The organism is Nocardia sp. NBC_01388 (assembly GCF_045040085.1).
Lineage (GTDB): Bacteria > Actinomycetota > Actinomycetes > Mycobacteriales > Mycobacteriaceae > Nocardia.
This window is the reverse complement of the sequence record NZ_CP109553.1, coordinates 5971198-5994959: the sequence shown is the minus strand read 5'-3', so window position 1 is coordinate 5994959 and position 23762 is coordinate 5971198. Positions and strand designations below refer to the sequence as shown.

Below are 23762 nucleotides of genomic sequence, written 5' to 3'. Positions count from 1 at the left end.
CTACACCATCGTGTCGGTGATCGGGAGCCCGAACGCGTGCGTGCCGTACATGACGTAGGCGCGCTCGGCATCATTGGCGGCGTGCACACGACCGGCGTGCGCGTCACGCCAGAAGCGCTGCAGCGGAGTGCCGTTGGCGAGTGCGGTGGCGCCCGAGGCCTCGAACAGCTTGTCGATCGACGCGACGGCCCGGCCGGTGGCGCGGACCTGGTCGCGACGGGCGCGAGCGCGCACGTCGAACGGGACGTCCTCGCCCTCGAGCAGGTAGGCGTACTCGTCCGCGACATTGCCGGACAGCTGACGCCACGCGGCGTCGATATCACTGGCGGCCTCGGCAATTCGCACCTTGCCGAACGGATCGTCCTTGGCGTTCTCGCCGGCGTAGGCGGCGCGCACGCGCTTGCCCTGGTGCTCGACGTGCGCGTCGTAGGCGCCGTAGGCCATGCCGACGATCGGGGTCGAGATGGTGGTGGGGTGGATGGTGCCCCACGGCATCTTGTACACCGGATCGGTATTCTGCTCGAGGCCAGGGGATTTCAACTCGCCCATGGCGCGGAAGCTGAGGAAACGGTGCTTGGGTACGAACACGTTCTCGACGACGATGGTGTTGGATCCGGTGCCACGCAGACCCACCACGTTCCACACATCGTTGATCTTGTACTCGCTGCGCGGGATCAGGAAGCTGCCGAAATCCACCGGCTTGCCGTTCTTGATCACCGGTCCGCCGACGACCACCCAGTCCGCGTGGCCCGAGCCGGAAGACCAAGCCCAGGAACCGTTCACGGTGTAACCGGTGCCGTCCTCGGTGACCACGCCGGCGCCCATGGGCGCGTAGGACGAGGAAATGCGGACGTCGGTGTTCTCGCCCCAGACCTCTTCCTGCGCACGCTGATCGAACAGCGCCAGGTGCCAGTTGTGCACACCGATGATGCCGGCCACCCAGCCGGTGGAGCCGCAGGCGCTGGCGATCTTGCGGACGGTGTCGTAGAAGACGACCGGATCGGCCGCGTAGCCGCCCCACTGCTTGGGCTGCAGCAACTTGAAGAATCCGGCGGCCTGGAGGTCCTTGATGGACTCTTCGGGGATCTGTCGCAGATCCTCGGCCTGCTGGGCCCGCTCGCGGAGAGTGGGCAGCAGTGCCTCGACCCGCTCAACTACTTCTTGCGTCATCGCGCCAGTTGCTCCTGCCTGGTGAATCGGGCGGTTCTCGTTTGTCTCTGAGACTAGAACACGTTCCTATTTCTGTCGAGAACAGAGGCCCGCCAGGGCCGTGTCGTGGACGTGGCGCGCCTCACGAGGACTTTTGTCCATTGTTTGGGCAGACAACTAGCGTGATCGCCCGCGTTTTTGTAACGTGTTCTAGTACTTCCAGAGGAGGATCACAATGTCGACAACCCCACCGGGGCCCCGTGGGAAGGTTCGCGAGATCGACGTGGGCGCGGCGCCCACTCGCTACGCCCGGGGCTGGCATTGCCTGGGTCTCGCCAGCACCTTCCGTGATGGCAAGCCGCACGCGGTCAACGCTTTCGGCACCAAGCTGGTCGTTTTCACCGACAGCAAGGGCGATCTGAAGATCCTCGACGGTTACTGCCGCCACCTGGGCGGGGACCTGTCCATGGGCGAGGTCAAGGGCGATTCCATCGCCTGCCCGTTCCACGATTGGCGCTGGGGCGGCGACGGCAAGTGCACGGGCATTCCGTATGCCCGGCGCGTGCCCCCGCTGGCTCGCACCCGCTCGTGGAGCACCCTCGAGCGCAACGGACAGCTGTTCGTGTGGCACGACCACGAAGGCAGCAAGCCCACCGACGAGGTGACGATTCCCTACATCGACGGCGCCTACAAGGACGCCGAGGGCAACCCGCTCGAGGAACTGTCCGGCGAGTGGACCGAGTGGACCTGGAACTCGATGCTGATCGAGGGCGCCAACTGCCGCGAGATCATCGACAACGTCGTGGATATGGCGCACTTCTTCTACATCCACTACGCGTTCCCGACCTTCTTCAAGAACGTGCTCGAGGGTCATGTCGCGACCCAGTACCTCGAGACCAAGGCCCGCCCCGATATCGGCAATGCGGCCAAGGCCGGCATCGATGTGCTGCTCAAGTCCGAGGCGTCGTACTTCGGGCCGTCGTACATGATCAACCCGCTGCTGAACATCTACAGCGGCTTCGAGGTCAAGACGGTCCTGATCAACTGCCACTACCCGGTCACGCAGGACTCGTTCATGCTGCAGTGGGGTGTGGCGCTGCAGAAGCCCAAGGGTCTGCCCGAGGCGCAGGCCGCGGGTTTCGCCGCCAAGATGACCGAGGGCGTCAGCGAGGGCTTCCTGCAGGACGTCGAAATCTGGAAGCACAAGTCCAAGATCGACAACCCGCTGCTCACCGAGGAAGACGGCCCGGTCTACCAGCTGCGCCGCTGGTACGACCAGTTCTACGTGGACGTCGCCGATATCGACCCCAAGTCGACGCAGCGCTTCGAATTCGAGGTCGACACCTCCAAGGCCAATGAGGCCTGGGGTCTCGAGGTCGAGGAGAACCTGCGCAAGAAGCGCGAGGCCGACGAGGCCGCTTCCCAGGAGGCGAGCGTCTGATGACCGCCTGGGCGAAAGCACCCGACTTCGCGGACCGTCCCGAGCGGCGGGCGCAGGTGCGCGCCCAGACTGTCCTGGACAAAGAGCACTACATGGAGTCCGGACTGACACCGATCGCGTGTTCGTCCTGCGGTACCGAGGTGCTGGTGCGCAAGCACAGCAGCAATCAGAAAACCGTGCAGTGGACGGTCAATCCGGCCGACCACTGCCCGGTGTTCCGCAAGATGGCCGAGGCCGGGCCGATCTTCGGCAAGCCGGACTCCTGCCCCAACCTCGAGCGGACCATCGACCACGCGGTGGCCGAGGGCCTGCTCGAAATAGACGACTAGTCCAGACGGAAGTCGGCGAAGTCGAAACCCGGTGCGACGACACAGCTCACCAAGGCATAGTCGTCACCCGCCGGGCGGGCGGATTGGCTCAGCCCACCGGGGACCACCGCCTGGGGCCGGTGCCCCTGCTCGACATCGGGTCCGAGGACGATCTCCTCGCCCCCGATGTTCAACAGCAGGGGGCCGCCCCGATGCCAGAACCACATCTCGTCCGAGCGCACCGTATGCGGTGCGGACTCTTCGCCCGGCAGCAGCAGGAAATAGATCGCGGTCGCGCTCGAGCGCGGGCCGTCATAGCCCTTGGGCTCGAATTCGACTCCGCTGCGCCAGGTTTCCCGATACCAGCCGCCTTCCGGATGCGGCAGCAGATCCAATTCCGCGGCCAGCTGCGGCCGCTCGTCGCTCATGAGAAGTGCGTCTTCGGCTTGGTTTCCAGGACGCCGTCCACGTAGATATCCACCTTCTCGTTGTAGAAGCTGGCGAAGCCCGCTATTTTCTGGCTTTCCGGTGTCGGGGTGCGGTAGATCCAGACCAGATCAGGGTGCACGTCCTCGCCGAGCCGCACATTCCAGTACTCGGCATTTCCCTTGTAGGGGCACAGGGTTCGAGTATCCGAGTGCTGCAGCAGGTCCAGGCGGATATCGGTGAGGGGCAGGTAGTAGCGCGCCGGGAGACCGGTCTCGAAGAGAATGCGCGGATTGCGGGAGTCGGCGACGGTCTGCCCGGCCACCTCCACGCGAATGTGCCGGGAGCTGGAGAGAATATCGATGCGGTGGTAGGGATCGCGGGGATGGCCGTAGATCGGCTCGTCCTCCTCGAACCATTCGTCCATCGCCTTGGCTTCGAGGCGCACCAGGTCCTGTAGGTCCGAGGTCGGCGAGTCGAGGTAGCGCACGGCCGCGCCGGGGGCGACGGTCCCGTTCGCGATCACATCGAATCCGGTGGGCGTGCCCAGATGATTCGCGTCCCGGGTGTCGCCGGTCGGCTCCAGTTTCACCCGCAGCTCATCGGGTGGAAAGTAGTAGGTGGGGTAGTAGGCGTGCTCCCACACCAGCTTGGATTTGATGGTGTCGACGGCCAGTTGACCGCCCAGATAGACGCGCACGCGCTTGGCGCACGGTTCGACGCGTACCTGATCCGTCTTCGATTCGGACATGATTCCGACGGTACTCCGACTGGAAGCGGTAGGCGGATAACACAATTCATCACACGGTCGCGCTCGGGCGGAGGCCGCGCGCCGTGACGATTTTCTTACCCTGACCTGCCTCGATATGGTGTTCTAGCAACATTCGAGCAACAACGTGAGGTGGCAGGTACATGTCGGAACCGAGCAGCGCCGGACCGGACGGGCTGCGGACCGGGCTACGCCGCCGCCATATGACCATGCTCGCCATCGGCGGCGCGATCGGCGCGGGACTGTTCGTCGGCAGCGGTTCGGTGATCGGCACTGCTGGACCGGCCGCCGTCATCTCCTACGCGGCCGCCGGACTGCTGGTGCTGTGCGTTATGCGGGCCCTCGGCGAGATGGTGGTGGCCCGGCCGGTCGCCGGCTCGCTCGCGGAGTACTCGCGCATGGCCATGGGTCCGTTCGCCGGATTCACCATCGGCTGGATCTACTGGTACCTCTACGTAATTCTGGTCGGTGCCGAGGCCGTCGCCGGTGCGGCCATCCTGTCTAGTTGGATCGATCTGCCGCAGTGGGTGCTGTCGGCGGGACTGCTGATCCTCATGACCTCGGTCAATCTGGTGTCGGTGAAATCGTTCGGCGAGTTCGAATTCTGGTTCGCCTCCATCAAAGTGGTGGCGATCGTGCTGTTCCTGGTGATCGGCGCGGCCTGGGTGTTCGGGCTGTGGCCGGATGCCGATGCGGGTTTCCACAATCTGACCGCGTTCGGCGGCTTCGCACCCAATGGCGTCACCGGGATCTTCTCCGCGATCGTGGTCGTCATGTTCGCGTTCGGCGGCACCGAGATCGTCACCGTCGCGGCCGCCGAATCCAAGGAGCCCGGCAAGGCCGTCGCCAGCGCCACCAACAATGTGCTGTGGCGCGTGGGCCTGTTCTACGTGGCCTCGATCTTCCTGGTCGTGACCATCCTGCCGTGGAACGACGCCCAGGTGCTGAAGAGCCCGTTCGTCACCGCCCTCGACCATATGGGCGTCCCCGCGGCAGGCACCATCATGGAGGTCGTCATCCTGACGGCGGTGCTGTCGGTGCTCAATTCCGCCATTTACGTCTCCTCCCGCATGCTCTACGTCCTCACCCGGGACGGCGATGCCCCCGCGGCCCTGGTGAAGGTCAACAAACGGGGTGTGCCCGCGCGGGCGGTGCTGCTCGGCACGGTCGCGGCCTGGGGTGCGGTCATCGCCTCGTACATCTCGCCGGACCAGGTCTTCACCTTCCTGGTGAACTCCATCGGCGTAGTCCTGGCCTTCGTCTACATCGCAATCATGTTCTCGCAGATCAGACTTCGAGCCCGCCTCGCCCGCGAAGACCCCGCCGCCCTCACCTACCGCATGTGGGGCTACCCCTACATCAGCTGGTTCGTCATCATCGCGATCTTCGCCGTCTTCATCGCCATGGCCACCAACCCCGCCCAGCGCAACCAACTCCTCGCCTCCACCGTCAGCCTCCTGGCAGTGGCCGCCCTCTACCCCCTCCGCAAACGCTTCGGCAGCAGGGCCCCGGTGCGTGAGGTCGAGGTCCTGCATCACTGATGTATATCGCTGCGGCACACTGAAACCCGCGATGAATCAGGCGATTCTGGACTGATGCCGACTGTTGTCGAACAAGAGTTCGATCAATCGATCTACCGTTTCATCTATGGTCAGCTCGAAACATGAAGCGTTGCACCGCATCTTCCAGCGGCACCCTGAGGTATTCGCCCATGCCTTCGCGGCGTTGAAACTGCCATTTCCTGAGCCGCGCGAGGTTGCGCTGCTGCCAAATGACCTCACGGAGATCGAACCAATTGAACGTCGCGTGGATACCTTGCTACGCATCGAAACCGACAACGGTGCATTTCTACTCTTGATCGAGGCGCAGGGCCGCGATGACCGGAACAAACCCGGATCTTGGGCCTACTACCTCGCGCATGTCTACGCCAAATACAAGGTGCCGCCGGTGCTGCTGGTGGTATGTCACGATGCCGCCACCGCCAGCTGGGCAACCGGGCCACTTCTGATCGGGCCGCGCCAGTGGGCGAGTCTCATGGTCTATCCACTGGTTCTCGGCCCACACAACGTGCCGCTGGTGACCGACGTCAGCGCAGCCATCGAGGACATTCCCCTCGCCACCCTGTCGGCGATCACTCACGCCAACCATCCGGGCATCGGTACGATATTGCATACTCTGGCCACTGCGTTGCAGGGTATCGATCAGGACGATGCGCTTATTTTCGCTGAGCTGACCGAACTCGGTTTGGGTAATAGCTTCGCCGCACCTATCTGGAGGAAGATGATGACCGTGGACCTGTCCTTCTTCCGCTCCGAGACGTCGCAGCGCATGCGCGCTGAAGCCCGTGCCAAAGGTATTGCAGACACGGTCTTCGCGCTTCTCGAATCGCGAGGCATTGAGATGACGCAGGCGGCTCGTGACCGAATCGTTTCCTGCTCCGATCCTGCGGTACTGCAGGTTTGGGCGGTCCGCTCAGCATCGGCCACCAACGTCGATGACCTCTTCGTAGACGAGTAGTGACAGCTGCGGTCGGTTCGTGTGCAGCTGCAGGCAGGTGCTCAGTCTTCGCCGAAGGTGATGGCTTGGGCTTCGGCGGGGGTATGGGCGGCGGGGGCGTGATCGTCCATGTGGGCGAGCAGTTTTCGGCCGGAGAGCAGGACGCCTACCGCGGCGGCGGTGCAGGCTGCGCCTACCCAGAAGGGGAGGGCCATGTGGTGTTCGCCGAGTTTGCCTGCCAGGTAGGGGGCGGCTGCGCCGCCGGCGAAGCGGACGAAGCTGTAGGCGGCGGAGGCGGTGGCGCGTTCCACGGGGGCCGATTCCATGACGGCCTCGGTGATGAGGGTGTTGTTGATGCCGAGGAACAGGCCCGAGACGATGGTGCCGACGACCAGGACGGGCTGGTGGTGGGCGTACGCCGCCATGATTGCCAGATCGGCGGCGAACAGGGCCAGGGACAGAGCCATCATGTGAACGGTTCCGAAGGCGCGCTGCAACTTCGGGGCCAGGAAGACCGAGGAGAAGGCGAGCAGCAGGCCCCAGCCGAAGAAGATGAAGCCGATTTGGTAGGTACCCATGTTCAGCGGGAACGGGGTGTAGGCGAGCAGGGTGAAGAAGCCGTAGTTGTAGAGCAGGGCGGTGATGCTCACCAGCAGAAGGCCGGGGTAGGTGAGCGCCTTGAAGGGTGCGGTGATGGAGGTCGGCTTGGCCGGTTTCGGGGCTTCGGGCAGCAGGACCACCAGGGCGATCATGGCGATGGCCATCAGGACCGAGACGCCGAAGAACGGTGCGCGCCAGCTGAAGTGGCCCAGGAAGCCGCCCACGAGCGGGCCGGTGGCAATGCCGATGCCGAGCGCCGCCTCGTAGAGGATGATGGCGCGGGCAGTGCCGCCGGACGCCGCACCGACAATGGTGGCGAGGGCGGTGGCGATGAACAGCGCATTGCCAAGACCCCAGCCCGCACGGAAGCCGACGATCTGGCTCACGGTGCCGGAACCGCCTGCGAGCGCGGCGAATACGACAATGACGGCCAGACCGGCGAGCAGTGTCTTCTTTGCGCCGAAGCGGCTGGAGATCACACCGGTGATGAGCATGGCAATGCCGGTGACCAGCATGTAGCTCGTGAACAGCAGCGTCACCTGCGACGGCGATGCGTGCAGCTGTTCGCCGATCGGCTTCAGGATCGGATCGACCAAACCGATTCCCATGAAGGCGATTACGGACGCGAAGGCCACGGCCCACACGGATTTCGGTTGCTTGGTACGGGTAGGGGTGCGGGCAAGTCCGTCGACGACGGGCCGGGTGTCCGACAAGGTGCTCACAATCAGTTCCTCATCTACGGGTTCTGTTGATTCGCAGCTGGTTTCGGGGTGAATCGGGTGGCGCGGGGTTTCAGCTCCCGGTCGCCTTCAGGGCCTCGATAGCTTCGCGGGTGATTGCCAGCCGGGCCCTGCCTGCGGATATGAGTTCGTCCGCGAGGCCGGCCCGGCTTCGGCCAGTCGGCCGATCAGCGCCGTTGCTGCCGGCTGTGAGCATCGCGGTGGATCGTCATCCCCGGTGCTCGACTGTACCCATATATTGTTGCATAAGCTAACTATGTATTTACATAGGCTAACGATATTTTCCAGGGTGAGATGGCACACAAAAGGCCGGGACCAGGGCTTGCGCCCCAGATCCCGGCCGCTGTCGTGCGGAGTATTGCCGCCTAGGCCGGGCGGGCCAGGGGGCGGGCGGGGGTGCCGAAGAGCTGGGCGTCGCCGTGTGCGCGTTTGAAGAACAGATGTGCGTCGTGTTCCCAGGTGATGGCGATGCCGCCGTGCATCTGGACCGTCTCCGAGACCACCGAGTTCAAGGTGGTGGTGGCGTGCAGGCGGGCCGAGGCCACATCGACGGGGTCGGCGGTGCCTTCGGCCAGGCCGGAGATGGCGAGATAGGCGATGGAGCGGGTCGACTCGACCAGGACGTACATATCGGCCATGCGGTGCTTCAGGGCTTGGAAGCTGCCTATGGGGCGGCCGAACTGCACGCGGGATTTGCTGTATTCGACGGTCATGTCGAGGCACTGCTCGGCCGCGCCGAGCTGTTCGGCGGTGACTGCGGCCCAGGCGATTTCGCGCAGTCGGCCGAGGTCGACCGCACCCAGGGCGCGGGCGGGAGCCGCGGCGAATTCGATCTTCGTGAGGCGGCGGGTCGGGTCCATGGTCGGCAGCACGGTGCGGGTCACGCCCGCGGCCGCGCCGTCGACCTCGAACAGGCCGTCGGCGGTCAGCACCAGCAGGGTGTTCGCATGTGCGCCGTCGACGACGTAATGCGCGGTGCCGGACACGGTTTCACCCTCGGCGCGGACACCGAAGGAATCCCAGCCCTGCGGCCCGGCCCAGCAGAGGGCGAGCGTGCGCACACCCTCGGCGACCTCCGGCAGCAGCCGCTCATTGGCTTCGGCATTGCCGGCCAGCAGCAGCGCCTGCACACCCAGCACGGCCGAGCCGAGCATGGGCGGCGCGATCAGCGTCCGGCCGAGCTCCTCGACCACCAGCAGGGCCTCGACCAGGCCGACCCCGACCCCGCCGAACTCCTCCGGAATGGCAAGGGCCGCAACGCCGACCTGCTCGCACAGCAGCTTCCACAGCTGCTCGTCATAGCCGCGTTCGGCGTCGAGCCCGCGCCGCATGGCCGCACTGTCACCGTGCTTGGCCAGCACCGCGCGCACGGTGGTCGCGAGTTCCTGCTGCTCGGCCGTAATGCTCATGCCTGCGCTCCCATCGTGCCGACCGGGTCGGTCGAATAGCGGCGCGCACTCGAATTGCCCAGCGCGCCAGCGGTATGAATTGTGTTCGGCACACACGTGGCGTGCCCGGAGCGCGCGGCCCGGTCTGGGCGCTCGCCGATCGAAAGGCGCGGCTGTACCGGTCGGCCCGTTGTTCCGCGGCCACGTGGGTGGTGCCCCCGGACCACCCGACTCGCCCGCTGTGCGGCGGCAATCACGCTGCCGCTCCGGTGCTTCCGGCGCGCAGGGCGGCGGCGATGCGGGCGCGGTGGAAATCCGTTGTGCCCCAGGCGGAACGGAGGGCAGTGACCTTGGTCAGCCAGAGGGACAGGTCGAATTCGGCGGTGTAGCCGATGGCGCCGTGTACCTGCAGGCCGATGCGGGCGGCCTGGTAGGCGGCCTCGCCGCAGGCGAGCTTGGCGGCGGAGATATCGCGGGCGCGGGTGGTGGCGCCGGCCTCGTCCCGGAGGGTGAGGGCGGCGCGGTAGAGCAGGGGCTGCGCCATCTCCAGGCCGATCATGACGTTCGCCAGGTGATGCTTGATCGCCTGGTACTGGCCGATCGGCTTGCCGAACTGCTGGCGCTGCTTCACATAGTCGACGCTGGTGTCCAGCAGCGCGCGGCCCGCGCCGAGCAGCTGGGCGGCGGCGGCCAGGGCCGCGGTGTCGAAGGCCAGATCGATTGCGGCGCCGACACCTTCGCCCTCGGCGAGCACGTTGCCGGTCTCGAGGGTGAACAGGCGGCGCGCGGCGTCGATGGACTTCGCCTGCTCGCCCGCACCGGCGAACGAGACCCGATCGCCCGCGGCGACCAGGATCAGGTCGGTGATATCGGCGTCCAGGGCGACGGGTGCGCCTGCCGCCGACTGCGCGCTGGGTCCGGCCGTGGAACCGGCAGCAGGTGCGTTATCCGTACGGGCAGAACCGGATCCCGATGTGCCGGCGATGGCGAGGGTGCCGAGCTTGGCTCCCTCGGCCAACTGCGGCAGCCATGTGGCAGCCGCGTCCGTATCCGGGAGTGCCTGCAGCAGTGCGGGAATCGCGGCCGCGGTCTCCACCAGCGGTCCGGGCACCGCGGCCCGGCCGATCTCGGTGAAGGCCACGATCAGTTCCACCGGCCCGGCGCCGAAGCCGCCGTTCTCCTCGGAGCTGATCAGGCCGAGTGCGCCCGCCTCACCGAGCTGGCCGATCAGCGCCAGTCCGGCGGCGGAATCGCCGGCACCCCAGGCCCGTACGGTGCCCGGCGTCTTGGCCGCCTCGCCCATCTTGCGCAGGCTGGTGGCGAAATCGAGTTGTTCTGCGGTCAGTGCGAATCGCATGGTCGTCCTCCGGGTGACTAGCGCGGCAGCCCGAGCAGGCGTTCGGCGATGATATTGCGCTGGATCTCATTGGTGCCCGCGTAGATCGGGCCCGCCAGCGAGAACAGGAAGCCGTCGGTCCAGGCCGACTCCTGTTCGGCGGCGGCGCCGTGCAGATCCAGCGCGGTCTCGTGCATGGCAATGTCCAGGTCCGACCAGAACACCTTGTTCACGGACGATTCCGCGCCCAATTGCCCGCCGTCGGCGAGCCGGGTGACGGTGGCCCAGGTGTTGAGCCGGTACGCCTCGGCGCCGACCCAGGCCTGCACCACGCGATTGCGCAGCGCGGTATCGGTGTCGGCCGCGGCGTGCTGCCACAGGTCGATGAGCTTGGTGGCGGTCGCATTGAACCGGCCGGGGGAGCGCAGCGAGAGCCCGCGCTCATTGCTGGAGGTCGCCATCGCGACCTTCCAGCCATTGTTGGCCTCACCGATCACATCGGCATCGGGCACGAACACATTGTCCAGGAAGATCTCCGCGAAACCGGGCTCCCCGTCCAGCTGCGGAATCGGCCGCACCGTAATGCCTGCGGACGTCAGCGGGAACATGAGGTAGGTGAGCCCCTTGTGCCGCTGCGCCTCCGGATCGCTGCGGAACAGGCCGAAGCCCCAATCCGCGAAGGACGCACGGGAACTCCAGGTCTTCTGGCCGTTGAGCAGCCAGCCGCCCTCGGTGCGCTTGGCGGTGGAGCGGATACCGGCGAGATCGCTACCGGCCTCCGGCTCAGACCACGCCTGCGCCCAGATGTCTTCGGCGCGCGCCATTCTCGGCATGAACCGGGCCAGCTGCTCCGGCGAACCGTGCTCGAAGAGCGTCGGGGCCAGCAGGAAGATGCCGTTCTGCGAGACGCGGCCGGGCGCTCCGGAGGCGTAGTACTCCTCTTCGAAGACGACCCATTCGGTCAGCGAGGCATCCCGGCCGCCGTATTCGGCAGGCCATGCGACACAGGACAATCGGGCGTCGGCCAGCTTGGCCTCCCACGCCCGGTGCGCCTCGAACCCCTCCTCGGTGTCCATGGACGGCAGGGGAGTGGCGGGCACATTGGCGGCCAGGAACTCGCGCACCTCGCGGCGGAATTCCTCTGTCTTGGCATCGAATTCGAGGTCCACTTACTTCGCCCCGTCCTTCTGGGTATCGCCCGCGGTGGTAGCGGTGGCTTTCATGGATTTGGCGTTCATCCCGCCCAGCGAGTCGGCGCCGACCTCGGCATTGTGCGCGTGCGCGAAGTGATGCAGCCCGAAGACCGAATCCATCCCCGAGCGCATACCCATGAGGTCCTCGCACTGGTTGACGGCCTTCTTGGCCAGCGCCAGCCCGAATTGCGGCATGGCGGAGATCTTCTCGGCCAGCGCGAAGGTCTCGGTCTCCAGATCGCCGCGCTCGACGACCCTGTTGACCATGCCCCACTCGTACGCCTGCGCGGCGGTGAAGCGGTCACCGGTGAACAGGATCTCCTTGGCCCGGCGTGGTCCGAGCACCCACGGGTGCGCGAAGTACTCGACGCCCGGAATGCCCATGCGGACAACCGGATCGGAGAAGAACGCGTCCTCGGAGGCGACGATCATGTCGCACGACCAGGCCAGCATGAGCGCACCGGCGATGCAGGCCCCCTGCACCATGGCGATGGTCGGCTTGGGGATCTCCCGCCAGCGGCGGCACATGTTCAGGTAGACCTCGGTCTCGCGTGCGAACCGCTGGTCACCGCCCGGCCGATCGGTGTGGTCCCACCACAGCGCGGCCTGGTTCTCGTACTTGATGTGATGGTCGCGGCCCGGTGTGCCGATATCGTGCCCGGCGCTGAAATGCTTTCCGGCGCCGGCCAGCACGATCACCTTGACCTCGGCATCCTCCACGGCTCGCACGAAGGCGGCATCGAGGGCGTAGGTCATGACCGAGTTCTGCGCATTGCGGTAGTCCGGCCGGTTCAGCGTGACGACCGCGATCGCGCCGCGCTTCTCGTAGAGGACGACGTCACCCTCATCGGGAATCGGGCCCAATCGCTGCGCTGAATTTCCACTGTCGTGGGCGCTCACGCCTTCTCCTCACGTAGTTGCCGCTTGAGTACCTTGCCGGCCGCGCTGTACGGCAGTTGGTCGCGGAATTCCACGAACTGCGGCACCTTGAACCGGGCCAGCAGCGTCTTGGCATGTGCCAGCACCTCTTCCGCGGTCAGCGCGGATCCGGGCTTGCGCACCACGAACACCTTGCCGACCTCGCCCATGCGCTCGTCCGGTACACCGATGACCGCGGTCTCGGCGACACCGTCGAGCCGGGCCATGGCCTGCTCCACCTCGGCGGGATACACATTGAAGCCGCCGGAGATGTACATATCCTTGAGCCGGTCGGTGATCTTCACGTAGCCGTGCTCATTGATCACCGCGACATCGCCGGTGTGCAGCCAGCCGTCCCGGTCGATGGTGTCGGCGGTGGCCTGCGGATCGTCCAGATAGCCGATCATGATCTGCGAACTGCGCAGCAGCAGTTCGCCATTGTCGGCGAGCTTGAGTTCGAAGCCCGCGATGGCGCGGCCGCAGGTATTGGCGATGGTCTCGCTGGAGTCCTCCGGACGGCACATGGTGCCGAATCCGCCGGATTCGGTCTGCCCGTAGGCGGTCAGCACCACATCGAAGCGCAGTTCGTCGCGCATTCGCTCGATGAGCACCACCGGCACGGTGGCGGCGCCGGTGACGGCGACCCGCAGCGTCGACAGATCCGCCGCGGCGCGAGCCGGATGCTCGAGCAGGGATTGGAAGATGGTCGGCGGCCCGGTGACCACGGTGATGCGCTCATCGTGAATGAGCCGCATGGATTCCGGCACGTCGAACACGGCCTGCGGGACGATGGTCGCACCGGTGACCAGGCAGGTGAGAATGCCCGCCTTGTAACCGAAGCTGTGGAAGAACGGCGGCACCACCAGAAAGCGGTCGCTGCTGTTCAGGGTCGCGCAGTCGGCCCAGGAGCGGGCGCTGGTCAGGACGCGCCCGTGCGGAATGAGTACGCCCTTGCTGCGCCCGGTGGTGCCGGAGGTGAAGAGAATGTCCGAGAGATCTTCCGGCTGTACGGATTCCGCGCGCGCGATGGCGTCCTCGAGCGAGACCGCCTCGGCCAGCTTCGGCAGCTCGGACCAGGCGATGGCGTCGACGGCCTCCACACCCTCGGCGGGAATGGAGATGACGGTGTCGATCACCAATTCCGGTGCGGTGGCGCGCAGTTCGGCCAGCCGGTCCCGGCCCAGGAAGGAGCCGGTGATGAACAGCGCCTTGGCATCGACCCGGCTCAGCACCTCGGCGACCTCATCGGCCACGTACCGCGTATTCAGCGGAACGATCACCGCGCCGACATAGTGGGTGGCCAGCAGTGCGGTCACCCAGTGGTGCGTATTGGGGGCCCAGATGCCGATCCGGTCGCCCCGCCGCACGCCGCGGGCAAGCAGCGCGCGGGCGGTCTCACGGACCGAATCGAGCAGCTGCTCCCAGCTCAGTGTCACGGCACCGTCGCAGACGGCAGGTGCTGAGCCGAAGGCGCTCGCGGCGTGGTGCAGCGCGAGCGGAGTGGTCTGCGGTGGGGATGTCACGGGGTCTCCGAGCGTCCGGGAATGGGTCTAACAAAGCAAGTGCTTGGTAGGTTACTCTACGGGGGTGAGCATGATCCAGACCCCCGAACCGGCCAGCGGGACCACGGTAAGTCGTGAATCCGGCCCGGATGCTGAATTCCGCGCTGAGGTGCGTGACTGGCTGACGGAGAACCTGAACGGGAAGTTCAGTCACCTGCGCGGTCTGGGCGGCCCGGGCCGTGAGCACGAAGCCTTCGAGGAGCGTCTCGAATGGGATCGCGCCCTCGCCGCCGCCGGACTCACCTGCCTCGGCTGGCCCAAGGAGTGGGGCGGCCGCGACGCCACCCTGCAGCAGCAGGTCATCTTCCACGAGGAGTACGCCAAGGCCGATGCGCCCAGCCGCGTCTCGCACCTCGGTGAGGAACTGCTCGGCCCGACCGTGCTGGCCTTCGGCACCGAGGAGCAGAAGCAGCGCTTCCTGCCCGGCATTCGCAATGTGACCGAGCTGTGGTGCCAGGGGTACTCCGAGCCCGGCGCGGGCTCGGATCTGGCCGCAGTCAGCACTTCTGCGTACCTGGATGGCGAAGAATGGTCGATTTCCGGACAAAAGGTGTGGACTTCGCTCGCGCATCTGTCTGATTGGTGCTTTGTCGTCGCGCGCACCGAGAAGGGCTCGAGCCGTCACCACGGTCTGTCCTATCTGCTGGTGCCGATGAAGCAGCCCGGTGTCGAGGTGCGGCCGATCATCCAGCTCACCGGGACCGCGGAGTTCAACGAGGTCTACTTCGACAATGCCCGCACCGCAGCCGATCTCGTGGTCGGCGCGCCCGGCGACGGGTGGAAGGTCGCGATGGGCACGCTCACCTTCGAGCGCGGCATCTCGACCGTCGGCCAGCAGATTCGGTACGCCGGTGAGCTCGCCGACCTGGAAGCCGTCGCGAAGCAGAACGGCGCACTCGAAAACGCCGTCATCGCAGACCGTTTCGATCAGGCCTGGGTCGGACTGCGGGTACTGCGCGCCCACGTGCTGCGCACCCTGGAAACCGGCCACGAGGGCGCGTCGGTCGATGCCCGCACGGCGGCCGGTCAGGCGTCGGTCACCAAACTGCTCTGGGCCAACTGGCACCGCGATCTCGGCGAGCTGGCCATGGACGTGCTCGGCGCGCCCGGCCTCATCGCCGACGCCGCCGGTGACGATCTGAATGCCTGGCAGCGCATGTTCCTTTTCACTCGCGCGGACACCATTTACGGCGGCTCGAACGAGATTCAGCGCAATATTATCTCCGAGCGTGTGCTCGGACTTCCCCGGGAGGCTCGTCCATGAGTGAGCGAAGCGAACGTCCGTCGAACGCTGTCGATTTGTCCATCGCCCCTGAAATCACGCCCGGCCACAACCTGCTCGCGGGCAAGGTCGCCGTGGTCACCGCCGCGGCCGGTACCGGAATCGGTTCGGCCACCGCGCGCCGGCTGCTGTCCGAGGGTGCGGATGTTGTCGTCTCCGATTGGCACGAGCGTCGCCTCGAGGAGACCGAAGAGGCGCTGCAGGCCGAATTCCCGGACCGCCGTGTGGCTTCCGCGCCCTGCGATGTGAGCTCCACCGAACAGGTGAATCAGCTCATCGCACAGGCGGTTTCGGCGCTGGGCCGCATCGACATCATGGTCAACAATGCCGGTCTGGGCGGTGAGACCCCCGTTGTGGATATGACCGACGAGCAGTGGGACAAGGTCATCGACATCACCCTCAACGGCACCTTCCGCGCGACTCGGGCCGCGCTCGCGTACTTCCGCGAGGCCGGGCACGGCGGCGTGATCGTCAATAACGCGAGCGTGCTCGGCTGGCGTGCCCAGCACGGCCAGGCGCACTATGCCGCCGCCAAGGCCGGCGTCATGGCGCTGACCCGCTGCTCGGCCGTCGAGGCCGCCGAATACGGCGTGCGCATCAATGCGGTGGCCCCGTCCATCGCGCGGCATGCGTTCTTGGACAAGGTGACCTCCGGTGATCTGCTGGATCGCCTGGCCGCGGGCGAGGCCTTCGGCCGGGCCGCCGAGCCGTGGGAGATCGCCGCGACCATCGCCATGCTGGCCAGCGATTACACCAGCTATCTCACCGGGGAGGTCGTCTCCATTTCGAGCCAGCGCGCCTGATTTGGATAGGCGAACCTGATTTCAGTTCAGCGCAGCCGAATTCGGATTGCCGGGTGATGTGGAAAGCCGTGTCACCCGGTCGCAGTATTTCTCACTGCCGCGTCCCGCGGGGGCGCGGCAGTGCTATTTTTCCGGCCCCCTGACGCCGACGAATTTATTCGGGGCGCAAAATGGCTGGCGCGCCGGTGCTGTCCTTGTGTAATCCTGGTTTAAGCCGGTTCCGCATAGTCGAAGGGCGCGACCCATGGGTCCGGATCGCCGACAACAAGCAGCTCCAGAGCAGCCCGATGACGGGCTGGAACTACAGCTGGTGCGTGAGGTCGTTCTCGCGCGCCGAAGGCTCGACAATGTCGTGCTCGCGGCGCTGACGCTGGGCGCCGAATTGCTCGACCACGATTCCGAACGCGCCACCGCCATGCGCGCGGCGCAGATTCTGGAACAGCATGCGGTGGACGAGGTGGAGATTTCCCGCGATCCGCGCGCCGCACTGCGCACCGACATGATTCGCGATCGCGATCGGGCCCGCCGTATCGGCCTGGTGCGCGAGTCCTGGCATCCGGTTTCCGAAGATGAGCGGCGGCGCCGGAAACAGGCGGTACTGCTGCGCGAAGTCCGCGCGGATCTGCTGGAGGTGGTGCGCGATTGCGGGCGGGTCAGCTACGACCGCATCGCGTTCGCGGATGGCATAGCGAAGGGATTGTGCGCGGCCACGGACAAATTGGTGGAGGGGGCCGATATGGAGACATATCGGGCATGGCAGCGGGGGATGGTGTTGAAACTCAGCGAAGTTCCCGCACACGAGGACAGCCCGGCGCATGTCATGGCAACGGTCGATGCCGGACCCGGCCTCGAACCACTGACCGTGGAGTGGGACAGTCCGGAAAGGCGGCTCGCACTGGTGGCCCGCATGGCCCGCGCCGGAATCTCGCCCATAGTCATCTGCGACCGCTTGCTGGCCGACTTATCCGTATCGTCACCCCTGCGCTACTCCGTCCGATAACGTCCGATAACGCGCCTCGAACTCGCCGGAGCGAAGCGTAGGCAAAAGACCCCTCTCGACCAAGCAAATGCTTGGTTGTATATTGGGGTTCGTGACCCCACCATCGGAGCCTTCCAAGTCGGCGCGTCGTAGCGAGCTGCTCGGCCTGGCCGCCAATCTCTTCGCCGAGCGAGGACTGCGCGCCACCACGGTTCGTGACATTGCCGATGCCGCGGGGATTCTATCCGGGAGTCTCTACCACCACTTCGATTCCAAAGAAGCCATGGTGGATGAAATCCTGCGCGGCTTCCTCGACGACCTCTTCGGGCGCTACCGCGAGATCGTCGGCTCGGGGCTCAGTGCCCGCGACACCCTCGAGGCGCTGGTGGTCGCGTCCTACGAATCCTTCGATCAGTGGCACGCCGCGGTAGCCATCTACCAGGCCGAGGCCAAACGGCTCAGCGGCACACCGCGATTCGGCTACATCGACGAATACAACAAAGAGTTCCGCGAGCTGTGGCACCAGGTGCTCGCGAACGGCGTCGAGGAGGGCGGCTTCCGCCCGGAGCTGGATATCGAACTGGCCTACCGCTTCCTGCGCGACACCGTGTGGGTGTCGGTGCGCTGGTATCAGCCCGGTGGCCGGATCACCGTCGACAGCCTCGCCAAGCAGTACCTCACCATCGTGCTCGACGGATTGACCAATCCCGAAGCGCGATAACTGGTTCCAACTCTCGGGACTCTCAGGGGCGCCGCCCCTGAAACCCCAACAGCAGCACCGGAAGCCCAAAGCACCAGCTCAGCCCGCAGCAGTAGGAGTTCACAATGTCAGCACCCTCTCGCCGTCAGTACGCACCCATGCGGGACGCGTATGTGGTCGACTCCGTTCGTACCGCGGTCGGTAAGCGCGGCGGGGCGCTCGCGGCCGTGCACCCGGCCGATCTGGGTGCGGCGGCGCTGCGTGGACTGATGGGCCGCAACGAGATCGACTCCGTGGTCGTCGATGATGTGGTGTTCGGCTGCTGCGACACCATCGGACCGCAGGCCGGAAATATCGCGCGCACCGCCTGGCTCGCGGCCGGCTACCCGGAGTCGGTACCCGGCGTGACCGTCGACCGCCAGTGCGGCTCCTCGCAGCAGGCCATCACCTTCGCCGCGCAGGCCATCATGTCCGGCACCTCCGAGGTCATCGTGGCCGGCGGCGTGCAGAACATGAGCGCCATCCCGATCTCCGCGGCCATGCTCGCGGGTCAGCAGTACGGCTTCGAGGGCCCGTTCGTCGGCGCGCAGGGCTGGGACCACCGCTACGGCACCGCCGAAGTGTCGCAGTTCAATTCGGCCAATATGATCGCCGAGAAGTGGGATATCTCCCGCCGCGATATGGAGGAGTGGGCGCTGCGCAGCCACGACCGCGCGCGCAAGGCCATCGCCGAGGGCAAGTTCGACCGGGAGATCGTGCCGGTCGGCGATTTCTGGATCGACCAGGGCCCGCGCGAGACCACACTGGAGAAGATGGCCGGGCTGCAGCCGCTCGCCGAGGGCAGCCGCATCACCGCCGCGCTCGCCAGCCAGATCTCCGACGGCGCCAGCGCGACCCTGCTCGCCTCGGACTGGGCGGTGCAGGAGTACGGCCTCACCCCGCGGGCCCGCATCCACCACGTGAGCGCGCGCGGCGCCGATCCGATCTACATGCTCACCGCGCCGATTCCGGCCACCAAGTGGGCGCTGGAGAAGACCGGCCTCACCATCGACGATATGGACGTCATCGAGATCAACGAGGCCTTCGCCTCGGTGGTGCTCGCGTGGCTCGAGGAGACCGGCGCGAACCCGGACAAGGTCAATGTCAACGGCGGCGCCATCGCGCTGGGCCACCCGCTCGGCGCCACCGGCGCCAAGCTCTTCGCCTCGCTGCTGAACGAGCTGGAGCGGGTGAACGGCCGCTACGGCATGCTCACCATCTGTGAGGGCGGCGGCACCGCCAACGTCACCATTATCGAGCGCCTCGGCTGAGTTCGACTGGGCCGAAAGGTCTTTCGGAGGTCGCCCACCCAATCCGGGTGGGCGGCCTGCTACCGATAGTCGAGACCCGTTCGGCAGCGGCAGAATTGACCGGCACCTCGGGGATTGATCGGTATCACCGCGATCTACCGGAAATGCGCAGCGGGGTTTCGGGCGGCCGGTATCGGGGCCGAAATCGAATGCGCGGCGTGATCAATTGGCGCGCATATCCTTTCAGAACGAGCTCAGCTCCCGTGTGCTGGCGGCACATGTGTCTCACGCAATGGGCATCACGCGGTTGAACATTCAGACCGGAATTGCCGGAATGTATTACCTGCGAGAGGAATTCGACGCCGGGCGCGGCGGACAACCCGCTCGGACTTCCCAGCGTGAATGCGAGATCGCTCATCGTGCAGACCGGACCGTCAATGCCGACGGCAGCCTGCAACCCATGATGGCCACCTATATTCCGAAGGGCTACAACCAATCCGGCAGTTCGGGGATGTGGGCCTGTGTCGACGGTATGGCGTGGCCGCTGCCCTGACCGGAGAAATGTGGACCGTCCGCGTGTGACTCGGAGCTGAAGGTTTGCTCGCACTACGATGGCCGGGATTGTCTCCGGATCGGTAGAAGGCGGGCTGTCATGGATCTGGGTGTCCGCTGGACCGTGCACGGCGACGGGCGCACGCCGGCGCCGGGCGCGGTGGTCCGGCCTGATGAGCGGCTGTCCTGGCCGCGCACACTGGGTTTGGGCGCCCAGCACGTGGTGGCGCCATGTTCGGTGCGAGTTTTGTCGCACCTGTACTGATGGGTCTGGATCCCAACCTGGCCATCATGATGTCGGGTGTCGCGACGACCATCTTCCTGCTCGCGACTCGTGGCCGGGTGCCCAATTACCTCGGGTGCTCGCTGTCGTTTGTCGGTGTGGCAGCGGTCATCCGCGCGCAGGGCGGCAGTAGCGCGCCGGTAACCGGTGCGTGCCTGGCCGTCGGAGCGGTGCTGTTTCTGATCGGTCTGGCGGTACAGCGGTTCGGGGCCTGGATCATTCACGCCGCCATGCCTCCGGTGGTGACCGGTGCGGTGGTCATGTTGATCGGATTCAACCTCGCGCCGGTGACGGCCTCCACCTATTGGCCGCAGGATCAGTGGACGGCCCTGCTGGTCATGCTTTGCACCGGACTGGCGGTGGTGGCTTTGCGTGGATTCTGGTCGCGCATCGCGATCTTTCTGGGGCTGGTGTTCGGGTACGTCTTCTCGTGGGTGCTCGACCGGGTGTTCGGCAAGATCCACTCGGCCGACGGCAGCGGCGCGGTCACCGACCATTGGCGGCTGGATCTGTCCGGCGTGGGCAGGGCGGATTGGATCTGGTGTGCTCGGCGGCATTCGGACGGAGGAGCCACTGCTCGACGAGGGCACCTCGTCCTATGACGAACCGGCGTAGCTCACTGCGGTTTGGCGAGCCACCGTCGTGAAACATGTTCGGTGCGTGCCTCGGCCAGTGCGACCGGGGGCCGCACCGGGGGCGGTGGGGCGGTGCGCGCATCGTGCGAGATCCGGATGAGCAGCGCGACGATAATGTAGTTGGCCAGCAGTGAAGACCCGCCGTACGACATGAACGGTGTGGTCAGACCGGTCAGCGGAATCAGTTTGGTGACACCGCCCACCACCACGAACAACTGCCAGCCGATGGAGAAGGACAGTCCGCCGCCGAGCAGCTTCCCGAACGCGTCGCGGGTATTGAGCGCGGCGGAGAAACCGCGAATGGTGAGGATCAGGAAGACCACGATCACCGCGGTCAAGCCGACCAGCCCGAGTTCCTCGCCGATGGTGGAGATGATGAAGTCGGTCTTCGCGAACGGCACCTCCTGCGGCCGTCCCGCACCGATGCCCGTGCCCAGCAGACCACCCGTGGCCATGCCGAACAACGCCTGCGAAATCTGGTATCCCGTCGTGTAATAGGTCGCGAACGGGTCGTGCCAGACTTCCACGCGCACCCGCACGTGCGGGAACAGCTGATAGGCCAGGGTGGCGCCGATCGCGAACATGATGAATCCGACGATCAGCCACGACACCCGATCGGTGGCGATATAGATCATGGCCAGCACCGTGCCGAAGACCAGCAGTGAGAAACCCAGGTTCTTCTCGTACATGAGCACCAGTACCGCGGCGACGGTGACCAGCAGCAGTGGACCCAGATCTCGCAGCCGGGGGAAGGTCATGCCGAGGAAGCGGTGGCCCGCCGAGGTGAACAGCTCCCGGTTCGCCACCAGGAACGAGGCGACGAAGATGAGCAGCAGCACCTTGGCGAATTCGCCGGGCTGAATCGAGAAGCCGTGCAGCAGAATCCAGCTCTTACCGCCGTTGACCTCGCTGAACCGGGAGGGCAGCAGGGCCGGGACGAGCAGTGCGCCCAGGCCGGCCAGCCCGCAGGTGTAGCCGAATTTCGCGGGGGTGGTGTGATCGCGGACCACGGCGAGGACCAGTGCGAAGAGCACGATTCCGATTCCGGTCCAGATCAACTGGTGTGCCGCGTCCGAGGATTGGGTGCTCCCGCTGGAGAGCGGATTCTCGTGATCGAGCCGCTCGATGAGCACCAGGCCCAGACCGTTGAGCAGTACCACGCAGGGCAGCAGCACCGGATCCGCGCTCGGCGCCCACCACCGGACCACCAGATGCGCGGCCAATGTGAGCACGGCGAACACCCCGAGCGAGCGCAGGGTGGACACGCCGGTGCCCGCGCCGTCGGCGGCGGACAAGATCATCGCCGCGAATGCCGTGACCGCCAGCGCACCCACGCATAACACCAGCTCAGCGCCACGATAGGTACGTCCGGGCGAGCCGGCCGCGTGCGAACTGTGCCGAAACCTGTTCACGCCCAACAGTAACGCGGGCGGCGAGGTGCGCGCAGCCGAGGCGTTTTTCCGGTGCCCGCCACGCGATTACCGATGCGGTCCGGCGGCGGACCGGGCGCGGTACCGGATGAGCAGCCACAGCAGCAGCGCCTCCGCCAGGTGCTGCCGCCGATTTTCGGATACCCGGACGCCATCAGGTACAGGCGGGTGATGACCACCGTCAACCCGAAGCAGACGGCCATGACGGTCACCAGTCGGCCCGCTTCGGGGCGCCATCTCATCTTTGCCACACGCGTGCCGAACATCCGGACAACGATGGCTCAGAACGAGGCTCGATGGGTCAGCGTCGGCGGAAGCGTTCGCTCAATTGCGGGTCGTTCTCCCACCACAGGCCGGTGGTCTGCGGCGGCACGTCTGCGGTCTCGGTCGAATCGGTCTCGGCCCCAGTGGATTTCGCCTGCTTCGCCGTGCTCGCGGCCGCATCGAGTGCGGCATCGACCTGTCGCGCCTTACGCCGTTCGTCATCGGCCCAGGAGTGCATGACCATGAGTGCGAACGGAATACCGAGCACATCGCCGAGCAACCACAGAATGCCCGCTCCAGCGGTCTGATCCATCCGCAGGCTCGGGCCCCAGGTGCGCCCGACCTCCTGGTAGTAATCGGTGAACAGCACCGGCCCCAGCCACACCACAATGCCCAGCACACCATCGGCCAGCGACTCCACCACCGTGATCAGCAGCGAGACCGACTGCGGGTAGCGCCGTGGTGTCGGATCGGCCTGCAGCCGTGAGTAGAAGTACACGAAGCCGATGACCACGAACCCCACCCGCGACACCGCATCGACCGTGCCGTTGCGCAGCATCGACTCGTACCAGGGCGAGAAGTAGAGCACCCACGGCGTCAACAGCATTGCCGCCGAAGGCACCAGCGGAAACGTCAGCCCGGTGACAATGCGGCTGTTCAGAATTCGATCCAGCCGCCCCTGCCCCTTCGGCCCGAGCGCCGCCCGCAAAACAGTGAACGGCATCCCCGCCGCCAACCCGAACGCCACCAGATACAGCAGCAGCAACGTCTGCAACGCCCGCACCCAGAACAGCGTGTCCGAGTAGACCCCGACCACCCCGACCCCGGTGTACAGCCACACCGCCAGCCCGACCAGCCCGAAACACCAAGCCCGCCCCACCGAAGGAAGATCCGCCCCCCGCCTCCGCCCCACGAACCAGGCCAGCCCATAACCCAACCCGACGACCGGCGTGATCACAACGGTCGGGACGTCCCACCGCCAAGACGTCAGCAAAGAGCCCATTGTCAGTGGTGTGTCGATCCAAGTCACGCCAGCCAGTATCACCCCGCCCCCGATCCGCCTTCCGCTCACCCGTAGCGAAGGCGACAACTGATCTCGTTCCGATCGGGGTAACTCCCCGGGTACCGGCTAACCCCTCCACCGCGTAACCGCCGCCGGCGGCCGACGCGACTGTTCCACCGCCTAGGTCTGGCTCGAAGATTCGGGGAGGCGGGATTG

General features: G+C 66.0%; 21 protein-coding genes and 1 pseudogene. 11 read left to right on the top strand and 11 right to left on the bottom strand.

The genetic code is table 11. From position 1 onward, the window contains the following. A complete protein-coding gene (gene hsaA / locus OG716_RS28955) occupies positions 1–1170 on the bottom strand; it encodes a 3-hydroxy-9,10-secoandrosta-1,3,5(10)-triene-9,17-dione monooxygenase oxygenase subunit (RefSeq protein WP_405133743.1) in 1170 nt (389 codons plus the stop codon). A 214-nt stretch (positions 1171–1384) separates the two neighbouring features. Here hsaA and OG716_RS28950 point away from each other — a divergent pair, with 214 nt between their 5' ends. Then, on the top strand, positions 1385–2590 hold the full coding sequence (locus OG716_RS28950; protein WP_405133742.1) for a Rieske 2Fe-2S domain-containing protein: 1206 nt from the start codon (positions 1385–1387) through the stop codon (positions 2588–2590). Then, complete coding sequence (locus OG716_RS28945; protein WP_327143412.1) at positions 2590–2919, top strand: hypothetical protein; 330 nt, start codon at positions 2590–2592, stop codon at positions 2917–2919. Before OG716_RS28950 ends, OG716_RS28945 begins: the two co-directional genes overlap by 1 nt. On the opposite strand, the gene OG716_RS28940 is transcribed toward OG716_RS28945, so the two are convergent. Both OG716_RS28940 and OG716_RS28935 read right to left on the bottom strand, forming a co-directional pair. After that, on the bottom strand, positions 2916–3326 hold the full coding sequence (locus OG716_RS28940; RefSeq protein ID WP_405133741.1) for a cupin domain-containing protein: 411 nt from the start codon (positions 3324–3326) through the stop codon (positions 2916–2918). The genes OG716_RS28945 and OG716_RS28940 overlap by 4 nt on opposite strands. After that, entirely contained in the window at positions 3323–4075 is a 753-nt protein-coding gene (locus OG716_RS28935; RefSeq protein ID WP_405133740.1) for a DUF427 domain-containing protein, read from the bottom strand. Before OG716_RS28935 ends, OG716_RS28940 begins: the two co-directional genes overlap by 4 nt. A gap of 161 nt (positions 4076–4236) precedes the next feature. On the opposite strand from OG716_RS28935, the gene OG716_RS28930 reads away from it, so the two are divergent. Both OG716_RS28930 and OG716_RS28925 read left to right on the top strand, forming a co-directional pair. Further along, positions 4237–5634 carry an amino acid permease gene (locus tag OG716_RS28930; protein WP_405133739.1) on the top strand — a complete coding sequence of 466 codons (1398 nt, stop codon included), beginning with the start codon at positions 4237–4239 and terminating at the stop codon, positions 5632–5634. 106 nt (positions 5635–5740) lie between these two features. Beyond that, positions 5741–6610: a hypothetical protein gene (locus OG716_RS28925; RefSeq protein WP_405133738.1), complete on the top strand. Its 870-nt coding sequence runs from the start codon at positions 5741–5743 to the stop codon at positions 6608–6610. Positions 6611–6651: 41 nt separating this feature from the next. Here OG716_RS28925 and OG716_RS28920 read toward each other — a convergent pair whose 3' ends face one another. From OG716_RS28920 to OG716_RS28895, 6 genes are all read right to left on the bottom strand, one after another. Further along, positions 6652–7917, bottom strand: a complete 1266-nt coding sequence (locus OG716_RS28920) for an MFS transporter (RefSeq protein ID WP_405139971.1) — start codon at positions 7915–7917, stop codon at positions 6652–6654. A gap of 377 nt (positions 7918–8294) precedes the next feature. Next, positions 8295–9338 (bottom strand): acyl-CoA dehydrogenase family protein, encoded by a 1044-nt coding sequence (locus OG716_RS28915; RefSeq protein ID WP_405133737.1) that lies wholly within the window; start codon positions 9336–9338, stop codon positions 8295–8297. Between the two features lie 232 nt (positions 9339–9570). Next, positions 9571–10674 carry an acyl-CoA dehydrogenase family protein gene (locus tag OG716_RS28910; protein ID WP_405133736.1) on the bottom strand — a complete coding sequence of 368 codons (1104 nt, stop codon included), beginning with the start codon at positions 10672–10674 and terminating at the stop codon, positions 9571–9573. Between the two features lie 17 nt (positions 10675–10691). Next, complete coding sequence (locus OG716_RS28905; protein ID WP_405133735.1) at positions 10692–11822, bottom strand: acyl-CoA dehydrogenase family protein; 1131 nt, start codon at positions 11820–11822, stop codon at positions 10692–10694. After that, positions 11823–12746, bottom strand: coding sequence for an enoyl-CoA hydratase (locus OG716_RS28900; protein WP_405133734.1), 924 nt, complete (start codon positions 12744–12746; stop codon positions 11823–11825). Then, positions 12743–14287, bottom strand: a complete 1545-nt coding sequence (locus OG716_RS28895; RefSeq protein ID WP_405133733.1) for a FadD3 family acyl-CoA ligase — start codon at positions 14285–14287, stop codon at positions 12743–12745. The genes OG716_RS28900 and OG716_RS28895 overlap by 4 nt, the downstream gene beginning before the upstream one ends. A 70-nt stretch (positions 14288–14357) precedes the next feature. Between OG716_RS28895 and OG716_RS28890 the strand changes: the two genes are divergently transcribed. From OG716_RS28890 to OG716_RS28860, 7 genes and pseudogenes are all read left to right on the top strand, one after another. Then, the gene (locus OG716_RS28890) at positions 14358–15590 is read left to right on the top strand and encodes an acyl-CoA dehydrogenase family protein (RefSeq protein ID WP_405139969.1); all 1233 of its coding nucleotides are present in this window, start codon (positions 14358–14360) and stop codon (positions 15588–15590) included. Further along, positions 15587–16411, top strand: a complete 825-nt coding sequence (locus OG716_RS28885; protein WP_405133732.1) for an SDR family oxidoreductase — start codon at positions 15587–15589, stop codon at positions 16409–16411. Before OG716_RS28890 ends, OG716_RS28885 begins: the two co-directional genes overlap by 4 nt. Positions 16412–16655: 244 nt before the next feature. Beyond that, positions 16656–17411 carry a hypothetical protein gene (locus OG716_RS28880; protein WP_405133731.1) on the top strand — a complete coding sequence of 252 codons (756 nt, stop codon included), beginning with the start codon at positions 16656–16658 and terminating at the stop codon, positions 17409–17411. Positions 17412–17502: 91 nt separating this feature from the next. Beyond that, positions 17503–18111, top strand: coding sequence for a TetR/AcrR family transcriptional regulator (locus tag OG716_RS28875; RefSeq protein WP_405133730.1), 609 nt, complete (start codon positions 17503–17505; stop codon positions 18109–18111). Positions 18112–18248: 137 nt separating this feature from the next. Beyond that, positions 18249–19400, top strand: coding sequence for an acetyl-CoA C-acetyltransferase (locus OG716_RS28870; protein ID WP_405139967.1), 1152 nt, complete (start codon positions 18249–18251; stop codon positions 19398–19400). Between the two features lie 271 nt (positions 19401–19671). Then, complete coding sequence (locus OG716_RS28865) at positions 19672–19932, top strand: hypothetical protein (RefSeq protein ID WP_405133729.1); 261 nt, start codon at positions 19672–19674, stop codon at positions 19930–19932. A gap of 99 nt (positions 19933–20031) precedes the next feature. Further along, positions 20032–20750, top strand: a pseudogene (locus tag OG716_RS28860) (solute carrier family 23 protein); the annotation flags it as partial. An 80-nt stretch (positions 20751–20830) separates the two neighbouring features. On the opposite strand, the gene OG716_RS28855 reads toward OG716_RS28860, so the two are convergent. Both OG716_RS28855 and OG716_RS28850 read right to left on the bottom strand, forming a co-directional pair. Then, positions 20831–22183: an FtsW/RodA/SpoVE family cell cycle protein gene (locus tag OG716_RS28855; RefSeq protein WP_405133728.1), complete on the bottom strand. Its 1353-nt coding sequence runs from the start codon at positions 22181–22183 to the stop codon at positions 20831–20833. 397 nt (positions 22184–22580) lie between these two features. Further along, a complete protein-coding gene (locus tag OG716_RS28850; RefSeq protein ID WP_405139965.1) occupies positions 22581–23546 on the bottom strand; it encodes a cytochrome c oxidase assembly protein in 966 nt (321 codons plus the stop codon). Positions 23547–23762 lie beyond the last annotated feature (216 nt).

Bases quoted from the DNA above. Each gene is read 5' to 3' on its own strand.
- OG716_RS28925 (WP_405133738.1), top strand. From the start codon at position 5,741: ATGGTCAGCTCGAAACATGAAGCGTTGCACCGCATCTTCCAGCGGCAC.
- OG716_RS28880 (WP_405133731.1), top strand. From the start codon at position 16,656: ATGGGTCCGGATCGCCGACAACAAGCAGCTCCAGAGCAGCCCGATGAC.
- OG716_RS28940 (WP_405133741.1), bottom strand. From the start codon at position 3,326: ATGAGCGACGAGCGGCCGCAGCTGGCCGCGGAATTGGATCTGCTGCCG.
- OG716_RS28915 (WP_405133737.1), bottom strand. From the start codon at position 9,338: ATGAGCATTACGGCCGAGCAGCAGGAACTCGCGACCACCGTGCGCGCG.
- OG716_RS28870 (WP_405139967.1), top strand. From the start codon at position 18,249: ATGCGGGACGCGTATGTGGTCGACTCCGTTCGTACCGCGGTCGGTAAG.
- OG716_RS28850 (WP_405139965.1), bottom strand. From the start codon at position 23,546: ATGGGCTCTTTGCTGACGTCTTGGCGGTGGGACGTCCCGACCGTTGTG.
- hsaA (WP_405133743.1), bottom strand. From the start codon at position 1,170: ATGACGCAAGAAGTAGTTGAGCGGGTCGAGGCACTGCTGCCCACTCTC.
- OG716_RS28935 (WP_405133740.1), bottom strand. From the start codon at position 4,075: ATGTCCGAATCGAAGACGGATCAGGTACGCGTCGAACCGTGCGCCAAG.
- OG716_RS28945 (WP_327143412.1), top strand. From the start codon at position 2,590: ATGACCGCCTGGGCGAAAGCACCCGACTTCGCGGACCGTCCCGAGCGG.
- OG716_RS28865 (WP_405133729.1), top strand. From the start codon at position 19,672: ATGGGCATCACGCGGTTGAACATTCAGACCGGAATTGCCGGAATGTAT.
- OG716_RS28910 (WP_405133736.1), bottom strand. From the start codon at position 10,674: ATGCGATTCGCACTGACCGCAGAACAACTCGATTTCGCCACCAGCCTG.
- OG716_RS28950 (WP_405133742.1), top strand. From the start codon at position 1,385: ATGTCGACAACCCCACCGGGGCCCCGTGGGAAGGTTCGCGAGATCGAC.
- OG716_RS28885 (WP_405133732.1), top strand. From the start codon at position 15,587: ATGAGTGAGCGAAGCGAACGTCCGTCGAACGCTGTCGATTTGTCCATC.
- OG716_RS28890 (WP_405139969.1), top strand. From the start codon at position 14,358: ATGATCCAGACCCCCGAACCGGCCAGCGGGACCACGGTAAGTCGTGAA.
- OG716_RS28930 (WP_405133739.1), top strand. From the start codon at position 4,237: ATGTCGGAACCGAGCAGCGCCGGACCGGACGGGCTGCGGACCGGGCTA.